At 52.6% G+C, this 19,243-nt stretch carries 18 protein-coding genes; 6 read left to right on the top strand and 12 right to left on the bottom strand.

Annotated features, from left to right (window positions below; all coding sequences use genetic code 11):
* The first annotated feature begins 6 nt into the window (after positions 1 to 6).
* Complete coding sequence (glnG, locus tag ACSBQN_RS17965) at positions 7 to 1,461, top strand: nitrogen regulation protein NR(I) (RefSeq protein WP_024473633.1); 1,455 nt, start codon at positions 7 to 9, stop codon at positions 1,459 to 1,461.
* Here the strand turns inward: glnG and hemN are convergent.
* On the bottom strand, positions 1,458 to 2,828 hold the full coding sequence (gene hemN, locus ACSBQN_RS17960; protein WP_024473634.1) for an oxygen-independent coproporphyrinogen III oxidase: 1,371 nt from the start codon (positions 2,826 to 2,828) through the stop codon (positions 1,458 to 1,460). The two genes, glnG and hemN, sit on opposite strands and share 4 nt — an antisense overlap.
* 493 nt (positions 2,829 to 3,321) lie before the next feature.
* The gene (gene yihI, locus ACSBQN_RS17955; protein WP_004236585.1) at positions 3,322 to 3,825 is read right to left on the bottom strand and encodes a Der GTPase-activating protein YihI; all 504 of its coding nucleotides are present in this window, start codon (positions 3,823 to 3,825) and stop codon (positions 3,322 to 3,324) included.
* A gap of 215 nt (positions 3,826 to 4,040) precedes the next feature.
* Here yihI and ACSBQN_RS17950 point away from each other — a divergent pair, with 215 nt between their 5' ends.
* Positions 4,041 to 5,513: a glycosyltransferase family 39 protein gene (locus tag ACSBQN_RS17950; protein WP_024473635.1), complete on the top strand. Its 1,473-nt coding sequence runs from the start codon at positions 4,041 to 4,043 to the stop codon at positions 5,511 to 5,513.
* A 64-nt stretch (positions 5,514 to 5,577) separates the two neighbouring features.
* Here ACSBQN_RS17950 and ACSBQN_RS17945 read toward each other — a convergent pair whose 3' ends face one another.
* Positions 5,578 to 5,952: a YijD family membrane protein gene (locus tag ACSBQN_RS17945; RefSeq protein WP_004236587.1), complete on the bottom strand. Its 375-nt coding sequence runs from the start codon at positions 5,950 to 5,952 to the stop codon at positions 5,578 to 5,580.
* Between the two features lie 23 nt (positions 5,953 to 5,975).
* Positions 5,976 to 6,626 carry an HTH-type transcriptional repressor FabR gene (fabR, locus tag ACSBQN_RS17940; protein WP_108657558.1) on the bottom strand — a complete coding sequence of 217 codons (651 nt, stop codon included), beginning with the start codon at positions 6,624 to 6,626 and terminating at the stop codon, positions 5,976 to 5,978.
* Positions 6,627 to 6,839: 213 nt separating this feature from the next.
* Between fabR and sthA the strand changes: the two genes are divergently transcribed.
* Positions 6,840 to 8,240 carry a Si-specific NAD(P)(+) transhydrogenase gene (gene sthA, locus ACSBQN_RS17935; protein WP_024473637.1) on the top strand — a complete coding sequence of 467 codons (1,401 nt, stop codon included), beginning with the start codon at positions 6,840 to 6,842 and terminating at the stop codon, positions 8,238 to 8,240.
* Here sthA and oxyR read toward each other — a convergent pair.
* The 3 genes from oxyR to ACSBQN_RS17920 form a co-directional block, all read right to left on the bottom strand.
* The gene (gene oxyR / locus ACSBQN_RS17930; RefSeq protein ID WP_004236590.1) at positions 8,237 to 9,148 is read right to left on the bottom strand and encodes a DNA-binding transcriptional regulator OxyR; all 912 of its coding nucleotides are present in this window, start codon (positions 9,146 to 9,148) and stop codon (positions 8,237 to 8,239) included. The genes sthA and oxyR overlap by 4 nt on opposite strands.
* A gap of 115 nt (positions 9,149 to 9,263) precedes the next feature.
* Positions 9,264 to 10,466, bottom strand: coding sequence for an MFS transporter (locus ACSBQN_RS17925; protein ID WP_201893586.1), 1,203 nt, complete (start codon positions 10,464 to 10,466; stop codon positions 9,264 to 9,266).
* A gap of 77 nt (positions 10,467 to 10,543) precedes the next feature.
* On the bottom strand, positions 10,544 to 11,320 hold the full coding sequence (locus ACSBQN_RS17920) for a helix-turn-helix transcriptional regulator (protein ID WP_152696950.1): 777 nt from the start codon (positions 11,318 to 11,320) through the stop codon (positions 10,544 to 10,546).
* A 198-nt stretch (positions 11,321 to 11,518) separates the two neighbouring features.
* On the opposite strand from ACSBQN_RS17920, the gene ACSBQN_RS17915 reads away from it, so the two are divergent.
* A complete protein-coding gene (locus ACSBQN_RS17915; RefSeq protein WP_108943367.1) occupies positions 11,519 to 11,740 on the top strand; it encodes a helix-turn-helix domain-containing protein in 222 nt (73 codons plus the stop codon).
* Positions 11,741 to 11,803: 63 nt separating this feature from the next.
* Here ACSBQN_RS17915 and argH read toward each other — a convergent pair whose 3' ends face one another.
* From argH to argC, 4 genes are all read right to left on the bottom strand, one after another.
* Positions 11,804 to 13,183 carry an argininosuccinate lyase gene (gene argH, locus ACSBQN_RS17910; RefSeq protein WP_004240777.1) on the bottom strand — a complete coding sequence of 460 codons (1,380 nt, stop codon included), beginning with the start codon at positions 13,181 to 13,183 and terminating at the stop codon, positions 11,804 to 11,806.
* A 77-nt stretch (positions 13,184 to 13,260) separates the two neighbouring features.
* Positions 13,261 to 14,484 carry an argininosuccinate synthase gene (locus tag ACSBQN_RS17905; RefSeq protein ID WP_152696948.1) on the bottom strand — a complete coding sequence of 408 codons (1,224 nt, stop codon included), beginning with the start codon at positions 14,482 to 14,484 and terminating at the stop codon, positions 13,261 to 13,263.
* A gap of 69 nt (positions 14,485 to 14,553) precedes the next feature.
* Positions 14,554 to 15,327, bottom strand: coding sequence for an acetylglutamate kinase (gene argB, locus ACSBQN_RS17900; protein ID WP_152696947.1), 774 nt, complete (start codon positions 15,325 to 15,327; stop codon positions 14,554 to 14,556).
* Positions 15,328 to 15,369: 42 nt separating this feature from the next.
* Positions 15,370 to 16,380 carry an N-acetyl-gamma-glutamyl-phosphate reductase gene (argC, locus tag ACSBQN_RS17895; protein WP_214189430.1) on the bottom strand — a complete coding sequence of 337 codons (1,011 nt, stop codon included), beginning with the start codon at positions 16,378 to 16,380 and terminating at the stop codon, positions 15,370 to 15,372.
* A gap of 97 nt (positions 16,381 to 16,477) precedes the next feature.
* On the opposite strand from argC, the gene argE reads away from it, so the two are divergent.
* Both argE and metF read left to right on the top strand, forming a co-directional pair.
* Positions 16,478 to 17,638 carry an acetylornithine deacetylase gene (gene argE, locus ACSBQN_RS17890; RefSeq protein WP_024473641.1) on the top strand — a complete coding sequence of 387 codons (1,161 nt, stop codon included), beginning with the start codon at positions 16,478 to 16,480 and terminating at the stop codon, positions 17,636 to 17,638.
* Between the two features lie 272 nt (positions 17,639 to 17,910).
* Positions 17,911 to 18,810 carry a methylenetetrahydrofolate reductase gene (gene metF / locus ACSBQN_RS17885; RefSeq protein ID WP_024473642.1) on the top strand — a complete coding sequence of 300 codons (900 nt, stop codon included), beginning with the start codon at positions 17,911 to 17,913 and terminating at the stop codon, positions 18,808 to 18,810.
* Positions 18,811 to 18,884: 74 nt separating this feature from the next.
* Here metF and ACSBQN_RS17880 read toward each other — a convergent pair whose 3' ends face one another.
* Positions 18,885 to 19,220, bottom strand: a complete 336-nt coding sequence (locus ACSBQN_RS17880) for a carboxymuconolactone decarboxylase family protein (RefSeq protein ID WP_024473643.1) — start codon at positions 19,218 to 19,220, stop codon at positions 18,885 to 18,887.
* Positions 19,221 to 19,243: the final 23 nt, after the last annotated feature.

Here is a 19,243-nt window from a genome sequence, read left to right as displayed (position 1 = left end):
GGTCATATGCAGCCGGGAAAAATCTGGGTCGTTGATGATGACAGCGCGATCCGCTGGGTGCTCGAGCGCGCACTGAGCAGCGCCGGTTATGCCTGTGTCTGTTTTGACAGTGCTGAAAATGCCCTTGCGGCCCTGAACAGCGGACAGCCGGACGTGCTGATCTCCGATATCCGGATGCCGGGCATGGACGGTCTGTCTCTGCTGGCGGCGGTCAAACAGCATAACCCGTTACTGCCGGTGATTATTATGACCGCCCATTCCGACCTGGATGCCGCAGTGAATGCTTACCAGCAGGGCGCGTTTGATTATCTGCCGAAACCCTTTGATATTGATGATGCAGTCACGCTGGTGGCCCGCGCCCTGGAACATTACCGCGAGCAGCATCTGCCGGTACGGCAGGAAGCGGCCGCCGATCCGGTGTCCGGCATTATCGGTGAATCCGCTGCCATGCAGGAGGTATACCGGGTGATAGGCCGGTTATCCCGCTCCTCCATCAGTGTGCTGATTAACGGCGAATCCGGGACCGGGAAGGAGCTGGTGGCGCACGCCCTGCACCATCACAGCCCGCGGGCGGATGCTCCGTTTATTGCTCTCAATATGGCGGCGATCCCGAAAGATTTGATTGAATCAGAACTCTTCGGCCATGAAAAAGGCGCATTTACCGGGGCATCACAGGTGCGGCAGGGGCGTTTTGAGCAGGCGGACGGCGGCTCGCTGTTTCTTGATGAAATCGGCGATATGCCGCTCGATATTCAGACACGACTGCTGCGTGTGCTGGCAGAAGGCCAGTTTTACCGTGTCGGCGGTTATGCGCCGGTAAAAGTGGATGTGAGGATTATTGCCGCCACCCATCAGGATCTGGAGCGGCTGGTGGCGGAAGGTAAATTCCGTGAAGACCTGTTCCACCGCCTGAATGTGATCCGCATGCAGCTGCCGCCGCTGCGGGAACGACCGGGAGATATTCCGCGTCTGACACGCCATTTTCTGCAGAAAACCGCAAAAGAGCTGGGAACAGAAGCGAAAACCCTGCATCCGGATACCGAAGCGCTGCTGATGCAGCTGCCGTGGTCCGGTAACGTCCGTCAGCTGGAAAACGTCTGCCGCTGGCTGACCGTGATGTCCTCCACCCAGGAAGTGCTGCCGCAGGATCTGCCTGCCGACCTGACCATGACCGCTGCCGGAGAACATATCCGCAGTGAGCACAGCCATAATCCGGCAGCCGGCAACTGGGATCAGCAGCTGGCGCAGTGGGCGGATGCACAGTTACGGGCCGGGAAAACCGATCTGCTGGCGGATGCTCTGCCGCTGTTTGAACGTACCCTGCTGCAGTGCGCTCTGAATTACAGCAACGGACACAAGCAGGATGCCGCCCGCCTGCTGGGCTGGGGGCGTAATACGCTGACGCGGAAACTGAAAGAAGCCGGGATTGATGACGCTGCATCAACCCCGGAAACAGATTAAATCACGCGGGAGAACTGACGCTGACGCATCTGGTTGCGCAGATAGGTATCAAAACACATACATATATTACGGATAAGCAGCCGTCCGCGCGGTGTGACCACCAGAGCATCGTCGCGGATCTCAACCAGCCCGTCATCCGCCATCGGCTGCAATAATTGCAAATCTTCGGCGAAATGGGTTTTAAAATCCAGGTTATACTGCTTTTCAATCTGCGGATAATCCAGCCGGAAGTTGCAGATCAGCGCCTTAATCACATCGCGGCGCAGGCAGTCTTCCTCCGTCAGCACCAGACCACGGCACAACCCGTTGCCGCGCTCTTCCACCTGTGCATACCAGGTTTTCAGGTCTTTCTGGTTCTGGGCATAGTGGTCACCCAGCATGCTGATCGCAGAGACACCAAAGCCCAGCAAATCGCACTCCTCATGGGTGGTGTACCCCTGGAAATTACGGTGCAGGATGCCGTTATTCTGTGCGACCGCCAGCTCATCATCCGGTTTGGCGAAGTGATCCATGCCGATAAACTGATAACCGCTGCCGGTCAGGTTTTCAATCGTCTGCTGTAAAATCGTCAGTTTCTGCTCTGCGGAAGGCAGATCTTCATCTTTGATTTTCCGCTGGGCGGCAAACAGGTTCGGCAGATGGGCATAGTTAAAGACACTCAGGCGATCCGGTGACAGTTCCGCCACCCGTTTCAGGGTAAAGGCAAAACTTTCCGGGGTCTGTTTCGGCAGCCCGTAAATCAGGTCGATACTGACGGATTCAAACCCGGTTGCCCGGGCGCGCTCCACCAGCGCAAAAATCGTCGCTTCATCCTGCTCGCGGTTGACCAGGCGCTGCACTTCTTTGTTGAAATCCTGCACCCCCATGCTCAGACGGTTAAATCCTTCCGCCCGCAGATGGTCGATAACGTCCAATTCTATTTCACGCGGATCGATTTCAATGGAAAGCTCAGCATCCGGCGCAAAGCAGAAATGCTGACGCAGCATGCCGGTCAGACGGCTGATCTGTGCTTTATCGAGATAGGTCGGCGTACCGCCGCCCCAGTGCATCTGATGCACTTCGCGTCCGGCAAACAACGGGGCACGGGCGGTGATTTCTTTCTCCAGCACAGCCAGATATTCATCCGCCTTATGCTTCTGACGTGTGACTAATTTATTACAGCCGCAGAAGTAACATAATTTATGGCAGAACGGGATATGTACATATAACGACAGCGGGCGCTCCGGATAGCGGTTTGCTGAGGCGATAAAATCACTGTCACTGTACTGCTGATTAAATTCCAGTGCGGTCGGATACGAAGTGTATCGCGGACCGGAATAGTTATATTTCCGGATCAATGCCAGATCCCAGATGATCGCGTCAGACATGCTCTCCCCTTTGCCTCACCATTGCAGAATTAATGTATTTCCGTTCTCTGACGGTTTTGTGTGCCGCACAGTTTATCGGATCTGCCGCCCGATTAATATGATCGTGCCACAGACGGATAATCAGGCGAATCGCTATAAGGCGGTCAGCATTGCCGCTAATCCGGACAGAACACCGGGGGCATTGGCGACCGCAACCGGCAAATCTTTCACTTTAAGGCCGTAAATCACCCAGAGTGTACAGTTACATGCGGCATCAGCATAACTCCGTATTATTCTTCAGAATTATTTATTATTTTCAGTAAGATATCTGCCATAACTGTCACAGAAAAACAGCGCTGATATTGCAGATAACCGCCGCCGGACGGTATTTAATCCTCTGTTAAGGCAGGCAACACGGCAAACACGTAGGCTTAAAATAAGAAAACCGGCATAACAGTCGCCCGTTACGCCGGTTTTGATGCAGTACCGCCGGTTTCAGCAAAATAACTGAGGATCAGCGCCCTTTCAGCAGTTGCATGATGTCGTCGGTTTTCTCTTCATCATCATCTTCATCAAGAGAAATACCGAGTTTTTCCATCAGCGCGTCGATACGTTCCAGCATGGTATCAACGTAGGTGTTTTCTTCTGCGGTCAGGGTTTCGTTGTTCTCCAGGCGCAGCAACAGTGCATCGAGACGCTCATCATTCTCGAGTTTTGCCAGTTCCTCTTCAGGAGACAGTCTGGCTTTGACCGGCTCAGCCGGTTTTTTTACCGCCGGTTTGACGGAGGTTTTACCTTCCGCAAACAGCGGAACCGGTTTTTTACTGCCGATACGCGGATCAGCAACCGCATTCTCCGCACCACGGCCGGTCTTGCGGGCATCATCCTGCTGACGGGCACCGGACGGATTACCGCGGTGTTTTTTCTGCCGTTTGCGTTCACGGCCTTCCGCGTTGAGCTCCTCACGGCTTTTCTTTGGTGTCCGTGACCGGGCTGGTTTTTTTGAAATAGCGGCCATATACCTTACTCGCTTAAAAATAACTGATTAATTTGTGTTAACATTTACCACGTAAATGAACAGTACAAAACTATATTCATGGCTTCCGGGCTGCCCGCAGCCATGACAATGATTCGCTGGCGGCTAGTTTACCCTGATTTCCGTCAAAACGATCTATCATTTCGCCTCCGGGTGAATAATGAACACAACCATTATTTTAACCAAGATATAGAATTATGCACTTTTCACAACAAACGTCGCACCGCCCTGTCTGGTTTTGGGTCACTGCTTATGCCACGCTCTGGATTATTGTCAGCTACGGATTGGATCCGACGGTACCCTACGATGCCGTGGAAGCCCTGAACTGGGGCAAAACCGGTGAATGGGGTGCACCGAAAAATCCGTGGCTGGTCGGTATGCTGATGTACCCGGTCATTGCCTTCCCTGACCTTATTGCCGCCGATTTTTACTGGTACTTCATTCATTTTACCGGCATCGGTATTGGTATGTGCGGGGTGTGGTATCTGACACACCGCCTCACACAGCGTTCTGATTATGCCTGGCTGGCACTGTTGTCACTGAATCTGTCGGGGATCATTAATTTCGATTTAATCCCTTACAATGATAACTATATCCTGGTCACCTTCTGGCCGTGGATGCTGTACTTTTTTGTCCGCGCCGTTTATGACAATCCGGCCTGGTGGATTGGTTTTGCACTGACATCCGGACTGGCGACCATGGGGAAATATTCCACGCTCGCACTCACCGGGATGGCCTTTCTCTTCACCCTGTTTGTGCCGAAAGCGCGGGAAAGTTACCGTTCCCCCTGGTTTTATGCTGCGATAGCTATCTGGTTTGCACTGGTCGTCCCGAATGTTATCTGGCTGGTAAATAATGATTTTGCCGCCTTTAAATGGGTCGATTCACAGATTAAAACCGGCCTGACCCTGAAAACCACCGGTTCGCTGTTTACGGTGTTCTATCCGCTGATCATTATTGCCGTCATTATCCGCCTGAAAGGCGGCCGTTTCGGCTGGCCGAAAGAACAGGCACGGCGGCTTATTAATATTATGATTCTGGCACCACTCGCGGTGATTTATGTCTGGTTCACCTTCCATAAAGGCGGACGTATTACCGAGTGGCTGCAACCTTTTGTTCTGCTGTGCATTCCGGCACTGATCTGCTCTGTGGTCACGCCGCCGGTAAAACCGCTGAAAAACGTGATGAACGGGCTGATAGTCTTTGCGGTTATCGTTATCACAGGCTATGCCGCAGTGATGAGCCTCAATATCCGCGATGCCGGGCAAAAAAATATCGGGATGAAAACTTTTACGGCTGAGGCAGAAAGCTGGTGGGAACAGGAAACCGGAAAACCACTGAAATACACCGGCGGGGAATATCTGCATGAATGGGTAACGTTTTACGGTAAACATCAGCCGGAAACACTTCAGCCATGGCTCAATGAGTTTGGCCATGATTACCGGGCGACCAATATTTATAATCTGCATGTCACCCGGGATGATATCCGCCGTCACGGTGCGCTGCTGATCGGCAAAATAAACCGGACCTGTGCGGACGAGCCGTTTACCGGTGCCCTGGAAGACTGGCCGGATCTGGTTATCGCAAAGCGTAAACAGGTGGTCTATCAGTCACAGCCGGGCGCCAAAGAAGAGGCGGTCTGCCTGGGGATTGTCCGGCCGGAACAATAAAGCAGACACAAAAAACCCCCGGCAGCGGGTTGCCACCGGGGGTATAATCAGTAAATTGCCGCGATTACTCTGTTACTTCATCCTGCCCGGTGGCACGGCGCTGTTTCATCGCCCGGTAAAGCCACAAGGCGATAATCACAATAAAGACGGCAGAAAAGTAGTTTGATCCGGCTTCCGGATATTCTGCGCGCATCAGGGCGTTATAGGAGAACAGACCCAGGAAGAACGTACCGGTCACCAGTTTCGGCATACCTTCCGGCAGCATCTGGTTAAGGTAACGCTGATGGAAACAATAGACCGCAAGGCACAATGCCAGAACCGGAAAAACCGAAAAATGGACTGCGGAATTAAAAAGTGCTGAAAAAGTACCGTGTACTGAAAGCCCGACAATAAATGCGAGCAGTAAGGTTCCTTTGTCACGGCGATGTTGTTCCGTCATAACGTTCTCCTTGGTGATGAGTGTCAGATTAATGGGGTGTTGTAATCGGGGTCATGCATTTTCTCTTGTTCGCGGCGGTACCAGTAATACGCGCCTCTGGCGATCATCCGCAGCTGTAATACCAGCCGCTCTTCCAGGTGCGCCCGCTTTTCCGGATCAATATCCAGTGCTTCCGCACCGGCGCTGAAAACGATGGTCACCATCGATTCTGCCTGCAATTCAGTAAACTGACGCGGCATTTTACTTTCCAGTTCCAGATAGTCTGCCAGTTCTGCAATAAAATGCTGGATTTCCCGTGCGACCGCTGCACGGAATTCCGCAGATGTGCCGGAGCGCTCACGCAATAATAACCTGAAAGCGTTGGGGTTATTACCGATAAACTCCATAAATGTCGCAACTGATGTCCGGATCACACTCCCGCCTTTGGCGATACGCTGACGCGCCTGACGCATCAGCTGACGCAGCATCAGCCCGCTCTCATCCACCATCGTCAGCCCCAGTTCATCCACATCTTTGAAATGACGGTAAAAAGAGGTCGGGGCGATCCCGGCTTCACGGGCAACCTCGCGCAGGCTCAGACTGGTGAAGCTGCGCTCGGCGCTGAGCTGACTGAAGGCGGCTTCAATCAGGGCCCGGCGGGTTTTTTCTTTCTGTTTTGCTCTTACACCAATCACGTTACTCACGGAATTCAGACTCTCAATTTATTCAGACGGATCAATATAACAAACTTAATACTTTTTTCAGTGATGATTAGCTTATGGCCGGTGAAATTACTGAAAAAAAGATTTCCCGAAGTGTGACCTGTAAACCTTACTAATCATAGGCTGATTTTCCATCTGATGTTAAGATGATGTTGTTAACTTATGTATAAACAGGTTACTTCTCATATGCAACAGAACCAGTTTGACGCCATTGTCATCGGCTCCGGCCCGGGTGGTGAGGGTGTGGCAATGGGACTTGTGAAGCAGGGAAAACGGGTTGCCGTAATTGAGCGTTATGATGACGTCGGCGGCGGCTGTACCCACTGGGGAACGATTCCTTCCAAAGCGCTGCGCCACGCGGTCAGCCGTATTATCGAATTTAACCAGAATCCGCTGTACAGTGATAACTCCCGGGTTCTGAAATCTTCATTTTCCGAAATCCTGGCTCACGCCGGCCGGGTTATTACCCAGCAGACCGGCATGCGCCGTGGTTTTTACGAGCGCAACGGCTGTACCATGTTCTGCGGCGAAGCTAAATTCACCGAAGAGGGTGATGTCCGTGTGCGCTACAGTGACGGCAGCTGCGATATTCTCCGCGCGGAGAATGTGGTTATCGCCACCGGTTCACGCCCGTACTGCCCGCCGGATGTGGATTTCAGCCACTCCCGCATTTATAACAGCGACACCATTCTGTCACTGACACATGAACCGCGCCATGTCATCATTTATGGCGCCGGGGTTATCGGCTGTGAATATGCCTCTATTTTCCGTGGCCTGAGTGTGAAAGTGGATCTGATCAACACCCGCGACCGTCTGCTGGCGTTTCTCGACCAGGAAATGTCGGACGCACTCACCTATCATTTCTGGAACAACGGCGTGGTTATCCGCCAGAATGAAGAGTATGAGCGGATTGAAGGTACGGATGACGGTGTGATTATTCACTTCCGCTCCGGGAAAAAAGTGAAGGCTGACTGCCTGCTCTTTGCCAACGGCCGCACCGGTAACACGGATAGTCTCGGTCTTGAGCATGTCGGGATCACCGCTGACAGCCGGGGACTCATCAGTGTCAATGATACTTACCAGACCAGTAATCCGGCGATTTATGCAGTCGGGGATGTTATCGGCTACCCGAGCCTCGCCTCGGCGGCCTATGACCAGGGGCGGATTGCCGCCCGTGCTATTACTCATGACGGCAATGCGCCGCTGCATCTGATAGAGGATATCCCGACCGGGATTTACACCATTCCGGAAATCAGCTCAGTCGGCAAAACAGAGCAGCAGCTGACGGCGATGAAGATCCCGTATGAAGTGGGCCGGGCACAGTTCAAACATCTGGCGCGGGCGCAAATCGCCGGGCTGGATGCGGGCAGCCTGAAAATTCTGTTCCACCGCGAAACCCGGCAGATTCTGGGGATCCACTGCTTCGGCGAGCGTGCGGCTGAGATTATCCACATCGGCCAGGCGATTATGGAACAGAAAGGTGAAGGTAATACCATCGATTATTTCGTCAATACCACCTTCAACTACCCGACAATGGCGGAAGCTTACCGGGTTGCCGCACTGAACGGACTTAACCGCTTATTTTAAGCCGCAGGCTCCTGCTGGTAATAAGCGCACATTTTTGCACGGATAGCCTCTGCCAGCTGGCTGTAACGGCTGCGCAGCGGCGACCCCGGACGGTAAACCAGGATCACTTCACGGAAAGGCTCAGGATTCGTGCAGGAGAGATAACACACGCCGTCGCGTTTGTGCTCCGGCGGAATCGCCAGGTCCGGCAGTAACGTGATACCGCTGCCTGCCGCCACCATATTGCGCAGGGTTTCCATACTCGTCGCCCGGAAGTGGGTATCTTCCCGCGCCCCTGCCTGGAAACAGAATCCCATCGCCTGATCACGCAGACAGTGTCCGTCTTCCAGCATCAGCAGTTTTTCCCCCGCCAGTTCATGCATTTCCACTTCCTGACGGGATGCCCACGGGTGCTCATCATAAATCGCCAGTTTCATCGGCTCATTAAACAGCGGCTCTTCAATAAAGCTGCCGGTTTCTTTTACCCGCGCCAGAATCGCGCAGTCGAGTTTCCCGCTGTCCAGTTGTGCCAGCAACTGATGAGTCTGGGCTTCATGCAGATACATCTCGAGCTTCGGCCACAGCCGGTGCAGTTCCGGAATGATATGCGGCAGCAGATACGGGGCGATTGTCGGGATCAGCCCGATATGCAGCGGCCCTGCCATGCTTTCTCCCTGAAGGGAGGCCATTTCCTCGAGGATTTTCACTTCACGCAGAATGGTCCGGGCCTGATCCACCAGCAGCATTCCCTGCTGGGTAAACAGGACTTTGCGGCTGGTTCGCTCCAGCAGCATCACACCCAGTTCATCCTCGAGCTTGCGGATCTGTCCGCTCAGTGTCGGCTGGCTGACATGACAGGCATCTGCCGCGCGGCGAAAGTGATTATGCTCAGAAAGTGCCACCAGATATTCCAAATCCCGGATATTCATGCCTGTGTCTCCGTCTGCGATTAATAGATAAAATCAATTGATAACTATCATAACGCAACTGCATTGTTAGTCGAGCTTAAATCGCAGGACGGAAACAGACAGAAAATCCATAGCGTTACCGGTAAGCGTATACCTTTACATCACCATTCCGCATTAACCGGTAAGAAAGCATGACGGTCAGACCGGAGGCGGCAATATACACCCCGGCATATGTCAGGTTATATGACACCAGCCAGCCGATAATTAACGGGGTAAATCCGCCGATCAGGGTGGATGCCAGGTTATAACCCAGACTTAAGGTGGTGGTGTGACCACGGGAAATACCGGCGATCACCGATGCCAGTGTGCAGGAGATACAGGACGCATTAATGGTCAGGATCAACTGAGCGGTAATGACCAGGGCGGTTTGTTCGCTGCTGAGTAAGAAATAAAGCGGGACAGAAAAAATGACCAGTGCCGCTGACGCGCTTTTAAACACCTTTTCTGCTGAGCTGTATTTATCCGTCAGCCACCCGCAGGTCAGAATACAGCACAGATATAAACAGGATGAAAAAATCGCATAACTGCTTTTCAGGGATTCCGCCCCGATATGATCCCGTACAAGTGAAGAAGACATATTATAAGAATAGAATACCGCAGACCCCGGCACGGTCATCAGGAAAATCAGTAATGCCCGCAGGCCGTCAACGCGCTTTGTGATAACAGATTGCACCGGCAGTGCAGGTAACCTGGTGCGGAACCAGAAACTCATAATTATATTAAGCACTCCGACCAGCAGCGGGATCCGCCAGCCGACAGTTTGCATCATCTCAGGTGTGAGCATATTTTCCAGTACCAGCACCAATCCGAGAGACACAATAACGCCGGTAACAGAACTGCCGACAATCAGGGCGGAAATTCTGGCATATTCATTTTTCTTTGCATCACTGAATAAATATGTCATCAGCGACGGATTTTCTCCGGCAAAGCTGAAAGACAACACCATCTGCAGCAGCAGAATCGCAATCGGTGTATAAGAACCCAGCAAATGAACGGGTAACAGCGCCATACATAATGTTGCAACGCCGGTAATCTGGCTGGTTAAAACCAATGCCGCTTTTTTCCCTGCTCTGTCCGCATAACGCCCGATAATATAGCCGCCGATCGGACGTGCCAGAAAACGCAGCGCAAATATTCCCCAGACCATTTCGGTTGCTGATTCATAACCCAGCCTTTCAAGTTCAGCGCTGAGATATACGGAGATTGCCGCAAAAACCGCGATATCGTAATACTCCAGTGCATTCCCTGCCACGGCACCCAGCCGGTATCTCCATTTCATTCTCAGTTCCCTTTGATCCTGATAAAGACGGGCTGCCCGGCAGCCCGTTCTGTTGCGTTGTTATTTGTACAAATGGCTTATGGCAGACTCACCAGCGTATCCAGGCACGCCAGTGTGATCCCGTTTTCTTTCAGTGCATGAAACACCCCGCCGGACGAGGCATGCGGGCAGCCCAGTTTTTCTTTTATCCGCTGAATACGTTTATGCTCTGATGCTTCTGAACATCCCTGCACTGCACTGATCTCTTTTACTTTACGATGGGATAATAATAACCGGATGGTGAGGATTTCTTTGCGGGTAAAACGGATATTGCCGAAACGCATATATTGGTGGATATCTAAAATATCAGCAGAGTCATTATTTATCCGGTCACTTTCATTATCAGATTCATTTATCTCTGCCCGCAACGGTAAAATTAATTCTTCTTTTTTCTGCCAGAGCCTGTCTGCGTAATCAGAAATAACCGGCTTCCATTTATAGATGGTCATCATATCCGCGACAGATAATTTTTCTCCTGAGTTAATGGACACAATCTCAAATAAATCGCCGTGCTTCGTACAGAAATCTACTTTAAACTGACTGTTTTTTCCCTTCCGTAAAACCGTTCTGTACTCATCACTGTAGTTGCTCCAGTACTGAATTCCTGCACTCAGGCGTTCACCGATACGTAAATCCATATCATCCCCCCAGAATGTCAGCAGCCAGTCGTAGTCACTGGATAATACATTGACAGATTTTTCAGAAAGATTAATTCTGGAATAATTAATACCCATATCATTCCAATCAAAATATTGAGAAAAATCATTTGTCAGATTATTACATAATTCTTCCATTGCGATACTTTGAATATTCATATTATTCCCTGTGCAAGTGTATTCACGTTGAATCACTTTAATGTTTAGCATAGTGAAATGAAATTACAACCCCTCAATTTACTCGTATTTTAAAATTTATAATTTAACTTACCCTTTAATTTCAGAACTAATATCACTAATTAGCATGATATTAAATACTCACTAAATTTAGTCAGATTAATTAATAAAGGAATAAATATGAGTAAAGCACAAGACTGGCATCCGGCGGATATTATTGCCGCCATCAAAAAAAGAGGAACATCATTGTCGGCACTGTCGCGTAATGCCGGATTACGGCCATCGACACTGAATAATGCCCTTGCCCGGCGCTGGCCGAAAGGAGAAAAGATTATTGCGGATTTCCTGAATGTATCACCGGCCGAAATATGGCCTTCGCGTTATATGCAAAAAATATACTGATGATAATAAATAAAAACCCCGGATCACGGGGAACAGCGCGTGATCCGGGGACAATGTATTATGTCACACCAGTTTCAGCCGGATTTTGGCTTCACTGATAGCCGCAGCCACCTGCTCCGGTGAAACACCGCCTTTCGCACAGCGTTTTTCCAGACAGGACTGAAGTGACAGGATGTCATACACATCCAGGGCAATTACCGGACTGAATTCCTGCAATTCTGTCAGCGGCATTTCCTCCAGCGCCACACCTTTTGCTATCGCGCCGACCACCACTTCACCGACAATATGATGCGCCTCGCGGAACGGAACGCCTTTTGCCACCAGGTAATCCGCCAGTTCTGTCGCGTTGGCATAGCCCTGTTTGGCCGCTTCCTCGCAGCGCGGACGTTTCACCTGAATGCCTTCCAGTACCAGTGCCGCCATATGCAGGCAGTCCAGCCAGCTGTCGAGTGCATCAAACAGCCCTTCTTTGTCTTCCTGCATATCCTTGTTATAGGCGAGCGGCAGACCTTTGAGGGTCATCATCATGCCGGTCAGTGCGCCCTGCACCCGGCCGCATTTGCCACGGATAAGCTCGAGAGCATCCGGGTTCTTTTTCTGCGGCATCAGAGAAGAGCCGGAGGTGACGCGGTCGGATAATTCAATAAACGCTGCTTCGCCGCTGTTGAAGAAAATCATATCTTCAGCAAAGCGGGAGAGATGCACCATGCTGATCGCCGCATCACTGAGCAGTTCCAGCACATGGTCGCGATCAGACACGCTGTCGAGGCTGTTGCGGGTCGCACCGGCGAATCCCAGCCAGCCGGCCAGCTGTTCCCGGTCGATGGCATACGCGGTTCCGGCCAGCGCACCCGAGCCGAGCGGGCTGTAATCAAAACGCGCCAGGGCATCGCGGACACGGCTTTCATCCCGCGCCAGCATTTCACTGTACGCCAGGCACCAGTGGGCAAATGTCACCGGCTGTGCCCGCTGTAAGTGGGTGTAGCCCGGCATCACCGCATCCTGATTCTGTTCTGCCGTCAGCACCAGCGCCTGCTGTAATTCCTGCAATGCCGCGAGGATCTGGCTGACCGCCTCTTTGCACCACAGTTTTAAATCCGTGGCCACCTGGTCGTTACGGCTGCGTCCGGTGTGGAGTTTTTTCCCCAGATCGCCGACTTTGCCGATCAGTTTGCCTTCCACCCAGCTGTGGATATCTTCCGCATCACTGCGCAGAATGGCACGCGGGTCAGCCTGCACTTCCGCCAGCAGCTCATTCAGTGCCTGCTCCAGCGCCGCCTGCTCCTGTGCGGTCAGCACATTGACCGTCACCAGTGCTTTCGACCAGGCCACAGAGCCGGTGATATCCTGCTCCGCCAGACGATAGTCGAATCTCAGCGAGTCGTTGAATTGTTTGAACCGTTGATCTGCTTCCTGACTGAAGCGTCCGCCCCACAGTGCCATACATTTTCCCTTTCTGTTTTTAATGATAAATCAGTCTGATGCACGTCCCTGTGCATAATCTCCCTGTCTCCCGCCGGTTATTTCTGTGCTTTCAGTGCACGGATCCGCGAGGAGAGTGAATACAGGCGGATAAAGCCGCCCGCATGGCTGTGGTCATACACATCATCTTCGCCGAAAGTGGCGAACTCTTCGGAATAGAGGCTGTTGGCGGATTGTTTCTGAATCGCCGTGACCTGTCCTTTATAGAGTTTCAGCACCACTTCACCGCTGACCTCTTCCGCCAGGGAATCCGCAGCTGCCTGAATGGATTTACGCAGCGGGGCAAACCAGCGGCCGTCATACACCACATAGGACATCTCCAGACCAATCTGCTGACGCCATTTGAAGCTGTCGCGGTCAAGGATGATTTCTTCCAGTCCGCGCAGTGCCGCCATCATGATGGTGCCCCCCGGGGTTTCATAACAGCCGCGGGATTTCATGCCCACCAGCCGGTTTTCAATAATATCGATCCGGCCGATACCGTGTTTCGCACCCAGTTCATTCAGGGTATTCAGGCAGTTATACGGAGACAGTGCTTTACCGTTCACCCCGGTGACTTCACCGGCCTTAATGGTGACAGTGACCAGCTCCGGCTGATCCGGGGCTTCCTGCGGATCTGCGGTCCACACCCAGCAATCGGCATTCGACTGATTCCACGGACTTTCCAGCACGCCGCCTTCGGTAGAGATATGCCACGCATTTTCATCACGGCTGTAGATTTTTTCCAGGGTCGCGGTGGTCGGGATATTACGGACTTTCAGGTAATCCAGCAGAGCCTCACGGGAACGCAGATCCCACTCACGCCACGGCGCAATGACTTTCAGCTGTGGCGCCAGAGCGGTGTAGGTTCCCTCAAAACGCACCTGGTCATTCCCTTTGCCAGTCGCACCGTGTGCCAGGGCATCCGCGCCGACTTTCAGTGCCAGCTCCACCTGGGCTTTGGCGATAATCGGCCGCGCCATCGATGTACCGAGCAGATATTTACCTTCATACAGTGCGCCGCTTTTCAGCACCGGATAGACAAAATCTTTGATAAATTCTTCGCGCAGATCGACGACATAGCAGGAAGATGCGCCGGAGTTCAGTGCTTTCTGCTCAACACCGTCGAGATCTTCCGCGCTCTGGCCGATATTGGCGACAAATGCCACCACTTCGCAGTTATCATAATGCTCTTTCAGCCACGGAATAATCGCCGATGTATCCAGACCGCCGGAGTAAGCCAGTACGATTTTTTTAATGCCTGTTTTTTTTGCCTCTGTCATAACCCTGTCCTTTCAGTAAATGTTATCCGCCGCTGCGGAGTGATTCTGCCAATGTGCTGATAATCCGGATTACGCGGAAATCCGCGTGCCGATGGCTTCGCCATCAAATAATAAATGCAGCTGATCCGCATGACGCCAGGAGGCGATATCCACCGGGCGCCCCAGTGTGGCCGCCGCTTCCAGCGCCGCATTCACTTTTACAATCATGCCGTCGGTGATAATGCCGTCGTCGATCATTTTCTGTGCATGTACACCATCGAGTGCTTTGATTTTCTGTCCTTTGCCGTCCAGGATGCCGCTGACATCCGACAGCAGGACCAGATCCGCGCCCAGCGTTTCCGCAATGGCGGTAGCCGCCTGATCCGCATTCACATTCATCAGCAGTCCGTCTTCCGTGATGCCGATGGAACTGATGACCGGCAGAAAACCGTTGTTCAGTAACAGATTCAGCAGAACCGGGCTGCCGGGTTCCGCTTTACCGACATGGCCCAGTTCATCACTTAGTGGTGTGACTTTCACACTCTGACCATCCCCGAGACACAAGCCGGTACCGTTGAGCTGATAACGGGTCGCCCACGCCAGCAGTGTTTTGTTGGCACTGCCCGCCAGCGCCCCGGTGATAATATCTATCTGATCCGCCGGGGTGACCCGCAGTCCCTGCTTTTTCACCACCGGTAACTGTAATTTCGCCATCAGTTCATCCACCACGCAGCCGCCGCCGTGAACGATGACGATGCGGCGGTCATTTGACGCCCGGTATGCGGCCAGTGCGGTGAATAAACGCCCGAGAGCTTCTTCGCTGTCCAGTAACACACCGCCTAATTTGATGACTAATGGTTCCATTTCCGTTTTCCGTCAGATAAAAGAGTGAGCCGGGCTGTCTGCTTACTGTGGCAGCAGGGACAGCGTTTCATTAAAGCCAAAACGAATATTCATGCACTGAACCGCCTGAGCAGCAGCCCCTTTGAGCAGATTATCCTCTGCGCCAGCGACAATCAGATGCTCTCCCTGCACGGCAAAGCCCAGGTCGCAGAACGGCTGGCCGACAACGGCATTCAGTGCCGGTACGCCGTGGTCATACACCCGCACCAGCGGTTTGTCGTCATAGGCCTTGTGATAGGCCGCGCTGACCTGCTCTGCGGTGACGCCGCTTTTCAGTCTGCAGGTGATGGTTGCCAGGATCCCGCGCTTAAAGTTGCCGAGATGCGGGGTAAAAATCACCGGGGTGCCGAGATGCGCGACAATTTCCGGCTGATGCCGGTGAGTAAACAGCCCGTAGGGTTGCAGACTCACCTCACAAAAACTGTTATTCAGCGCGGCTTTACGCCCCGCGCCGCTCACGCCGCTGGTGGCATTAATCACCGGCCATTGGGTCAGATTCAGTAAGTCATTATCCAGCAGCGGTTTCAGCGCCAGCTGGGAGACCGTCGGATAACAGCCCGGCACGGCAATCAGCTGCGCGGTGCGGATGTTGTCATGCTGCCATTCCGCCAGCCCGTACACGGCCTGCGCCAATAAGGCGGTATGTTTGTGTTCAAATCCGTAGTATTGTGGGTAAAAATTATCCTGCTGAACGCGGTAAGCGCCTGAAAGATCAAACACCGTGCAACCTGCCGCAAGGAAAACCGGCACGAGGTCATGGCTGACCTCATGGGCGGTTGCCAGGAACACCACATCGGTATTTTGTGCAACGGCAGCCGGGTCTGTCAGCGGCTCCAGCGGCAGATCCACCAGGCCTCTGAACTGCGGATGCAGATCCGAAAAGCATTTTCCGGCATCCGCACTATTGGCAGAAACCATCAGGCCGGTCAGTTCCGTCTGCGGATGGCGCCGGATATAAGCAGCGAGCTCTGCACCGGTATATCCGCTGGCACCGATAATCAGCGTTTTCAACATAAGTTATCTTCACCTTGTACCTGAAACACAAACAATGTATTTTTATTCACATAAACTGCATGAATATTGATACTATTATGACTAAAGGCTGTCAACAGTGAATATTAAATTACCTGCATTTATTGAGATTTATCGTCAGCTCATCGCGGCACCTTCCATCAGTTCCACGGAAGCGGAATCTGATCAGAGCAATGAAACTGTTATCAATCTGCTGGCGACCTGGTTTGAAACCCTGGGGTTTGATGTCGAGGTGCAACCCGTTCCGGAAACGCGCGGCAAGTTCAATCTGCTCGCGAGTCTCGGAGATGGCGACGGCGGTCTGCTGCTGTGTGGCCACACCGATACCGTCCCGTTTGATGAAGGCCGCTGGAGCAAAGATCCCTTCACCCTGACAGAGCAGAACAACAAGCTGTACGGGCTGGGAACGGCGGATATGAAAGGTTTCTTCGCCTTTATCCTCGATGCACTGCGTGATATCAGTGTGAAGGATTTGCAGCACCCGCTCTATATCCTCGCCACCGCAGATGAAGAAACCACCATGGCCGGGGCGCGCTATTTTGCCGCCAATGCCGCTATCCGCCCGTCCTTTGCCATTATCGGCGAACCCACCTCGTTACAGCCGGTGCGGGCACACAAAGGCCACCTCTCCAATGCTATCCGCATTACCGGTCAGTCCGGTCATTCCAGTGACCCGGAGCGCGGTGTCAATGCGATTGAGCTGATGAATGAATCCATCACGCACCTGATGTCGCTGCGTAACGAGCTGAAAGAAAAATTCAATAACCCGGCGTTTGTTATCCCGTATCCGACCATGAATTTCGGTCATATTCATGGTGGTGATGCGGCAAACCGTATCTGCGGCTGCTGTGAATTGCATATGGATATCCGCCCGCTGCCGGGCATGACCCTCAGCGATATTGATGACATGCTCAATACCACGCTGGAGCCGGTGAAACAACGCTGGCCGGGACGGCTGGCGATTGAGGAGCTGCATGCGCCGATCCCGGGTTACGCCTGCCCGACGGATCATAAAATGGTCGGTGTGATTGAAAACCTGCTCGGCGAAAAAGCGCAGACGGTGAATTACTGCACCGAAGCACCGTTTATTCAGGATCTGTGCCCGACCCTGGTGCTCGGCCCCGGGTCGATTGAACAGGCGCATCAGCCGGATGAGTTTCTCGAAACCCGCTTTATTGAGCCGACCCGCGAACTGCTGGCCCAGCTTGTCACCCATTTCTGCTGCAAAACCCCCGAATAATTCTTCTCAGCGGACAGCCCGCCTGTCCGCACTTTTCCCTCATCATGACAATCTTTCATGCAGTGTGTGAGAAACCCTCACCCGCATTGTGACAATTAGTGGTTGACGTTTAACCAATTCATCCCGTAATCTACATCCAGACGTCTAAACGTATAGACATTCAAATAATCACGTGCCGGGATATATACCCAACGTCATTCAGGATGCAGCCAACGAACCTGCAGTTTGAATGAATAAGGGTATTTGCGCCACGTACGACCGCGGAGGCAGCGATGAGTTTTTTACATATAGACCAGCACGAAGCACTGAATCAGAACCTGGCAGAACTGGCCGGCCGTGTGGCCGTATCCTTTGAATTCTTTCCGCCGGGCACACCGGAAATGGAAAAAACCCTGTGGCAGTCCATCGAACGTCTCAGTGTGCTGAAGCCGAAATTTGTTTCCGTCACTTACGGGGCGAACTCCGGCGAGCGGGACCGCACCCATTCGGTGATTAAAAGTATCAAAGAGAAAACCGGGCTGATTGCTGTTCCGCACCTGACCTGTATTGATGCCACCCGTGATGAGCTGAAAACTATCGCCGGAGATTACTGGGATAACGGCATCCGCCATATTGTGGCGCTGCGCGGCGACCTGCCGGACAGCAGCAGCAAACCGGATATGTATGCCGCTGACCTGGTCGGTTTGTTAAAATCGGTCGCCGATTTTGATATTTCCGTCGCCGCTTACCCGGAAGTGCATCCGGAAGCACGCAGTGCGCAGTCAGACCTGATTAACCTGAAAAAGAAAATTGATGCCGGTGCAGATCGCGCTATCACGCAGTTTTTCTTTGATGTCAGCACCTATCTGCGTTTCCGTGACCGCTGCGCGGCGGCGGGGATTGATGTGGAGATTGTACCGGGTATTCTGCCGGTCTCTAACTTCAGGCAGTTACAACGCTTTGCAGGAATGACTAATGTCCGCATCCCGGGCTGGCTCGGCACCATGTTTGAAGGGCTGGATGATGACCCGGAATCCCGCAAGCTGGTCGGGGCTTCCGTAGCAATGGAGATGGTGAAACTGCTCAGCCGTGAAGGCGTAAAAGATTTCCACTTCTACACCCTGAACCGTGCGGAACTGACTTACGCTATCTGCCATACCCTGGGTGTCCGCCCGGCGGCCTGCGTGGCATAATTTATCACGATCCGGGCACATATATCAGTATGTCGCCGGATCGTGAGCATCCGTCACAGCGAAAGGTAAGGCGTTTATGAGAACTCTTTAAATGCCTTTAATGTATTCGCCGCATACATCACGGACGGCCCGCCGCCCATGCCGATAGCAATACCCAGGGCTTCTGATAATTCCTGCTCTGTTACCCCCAGCTCCACCAGCGTTTTGGTATGAAAACCAATGCAACCGTCACAGCGGTTGGCAACGGCAATCGCCACGGCTATCAGCTCTTTGGTTTTTTTATCCAGTGCGCCGTCAGCGGTGCTGCTTTGCATGATGGACATAAATGCTCCCATCACGTCCGGAATATTTTTGTGTAATTCCTGCATGTTGCCGGCGATATCTTTGATCACATCTTTGTAGTAGGACATAGTCACCTCTGTTATAGATATTA

The organism is Morganella sp. B601 (assembly GCF_051172335.1).
Taxonomy (GTDB): Bacteria; Pseudomonadota; Gammaproteobacteria; order Enterobacterales; family Enterobacteriaceae; genus Morganella; species Morganella morganii.
The sequence above is the reverse complement of the archived record's forward strand: the minus strand, read 5'-3'. Positions and strand labels throughout refer to the sequence as shown.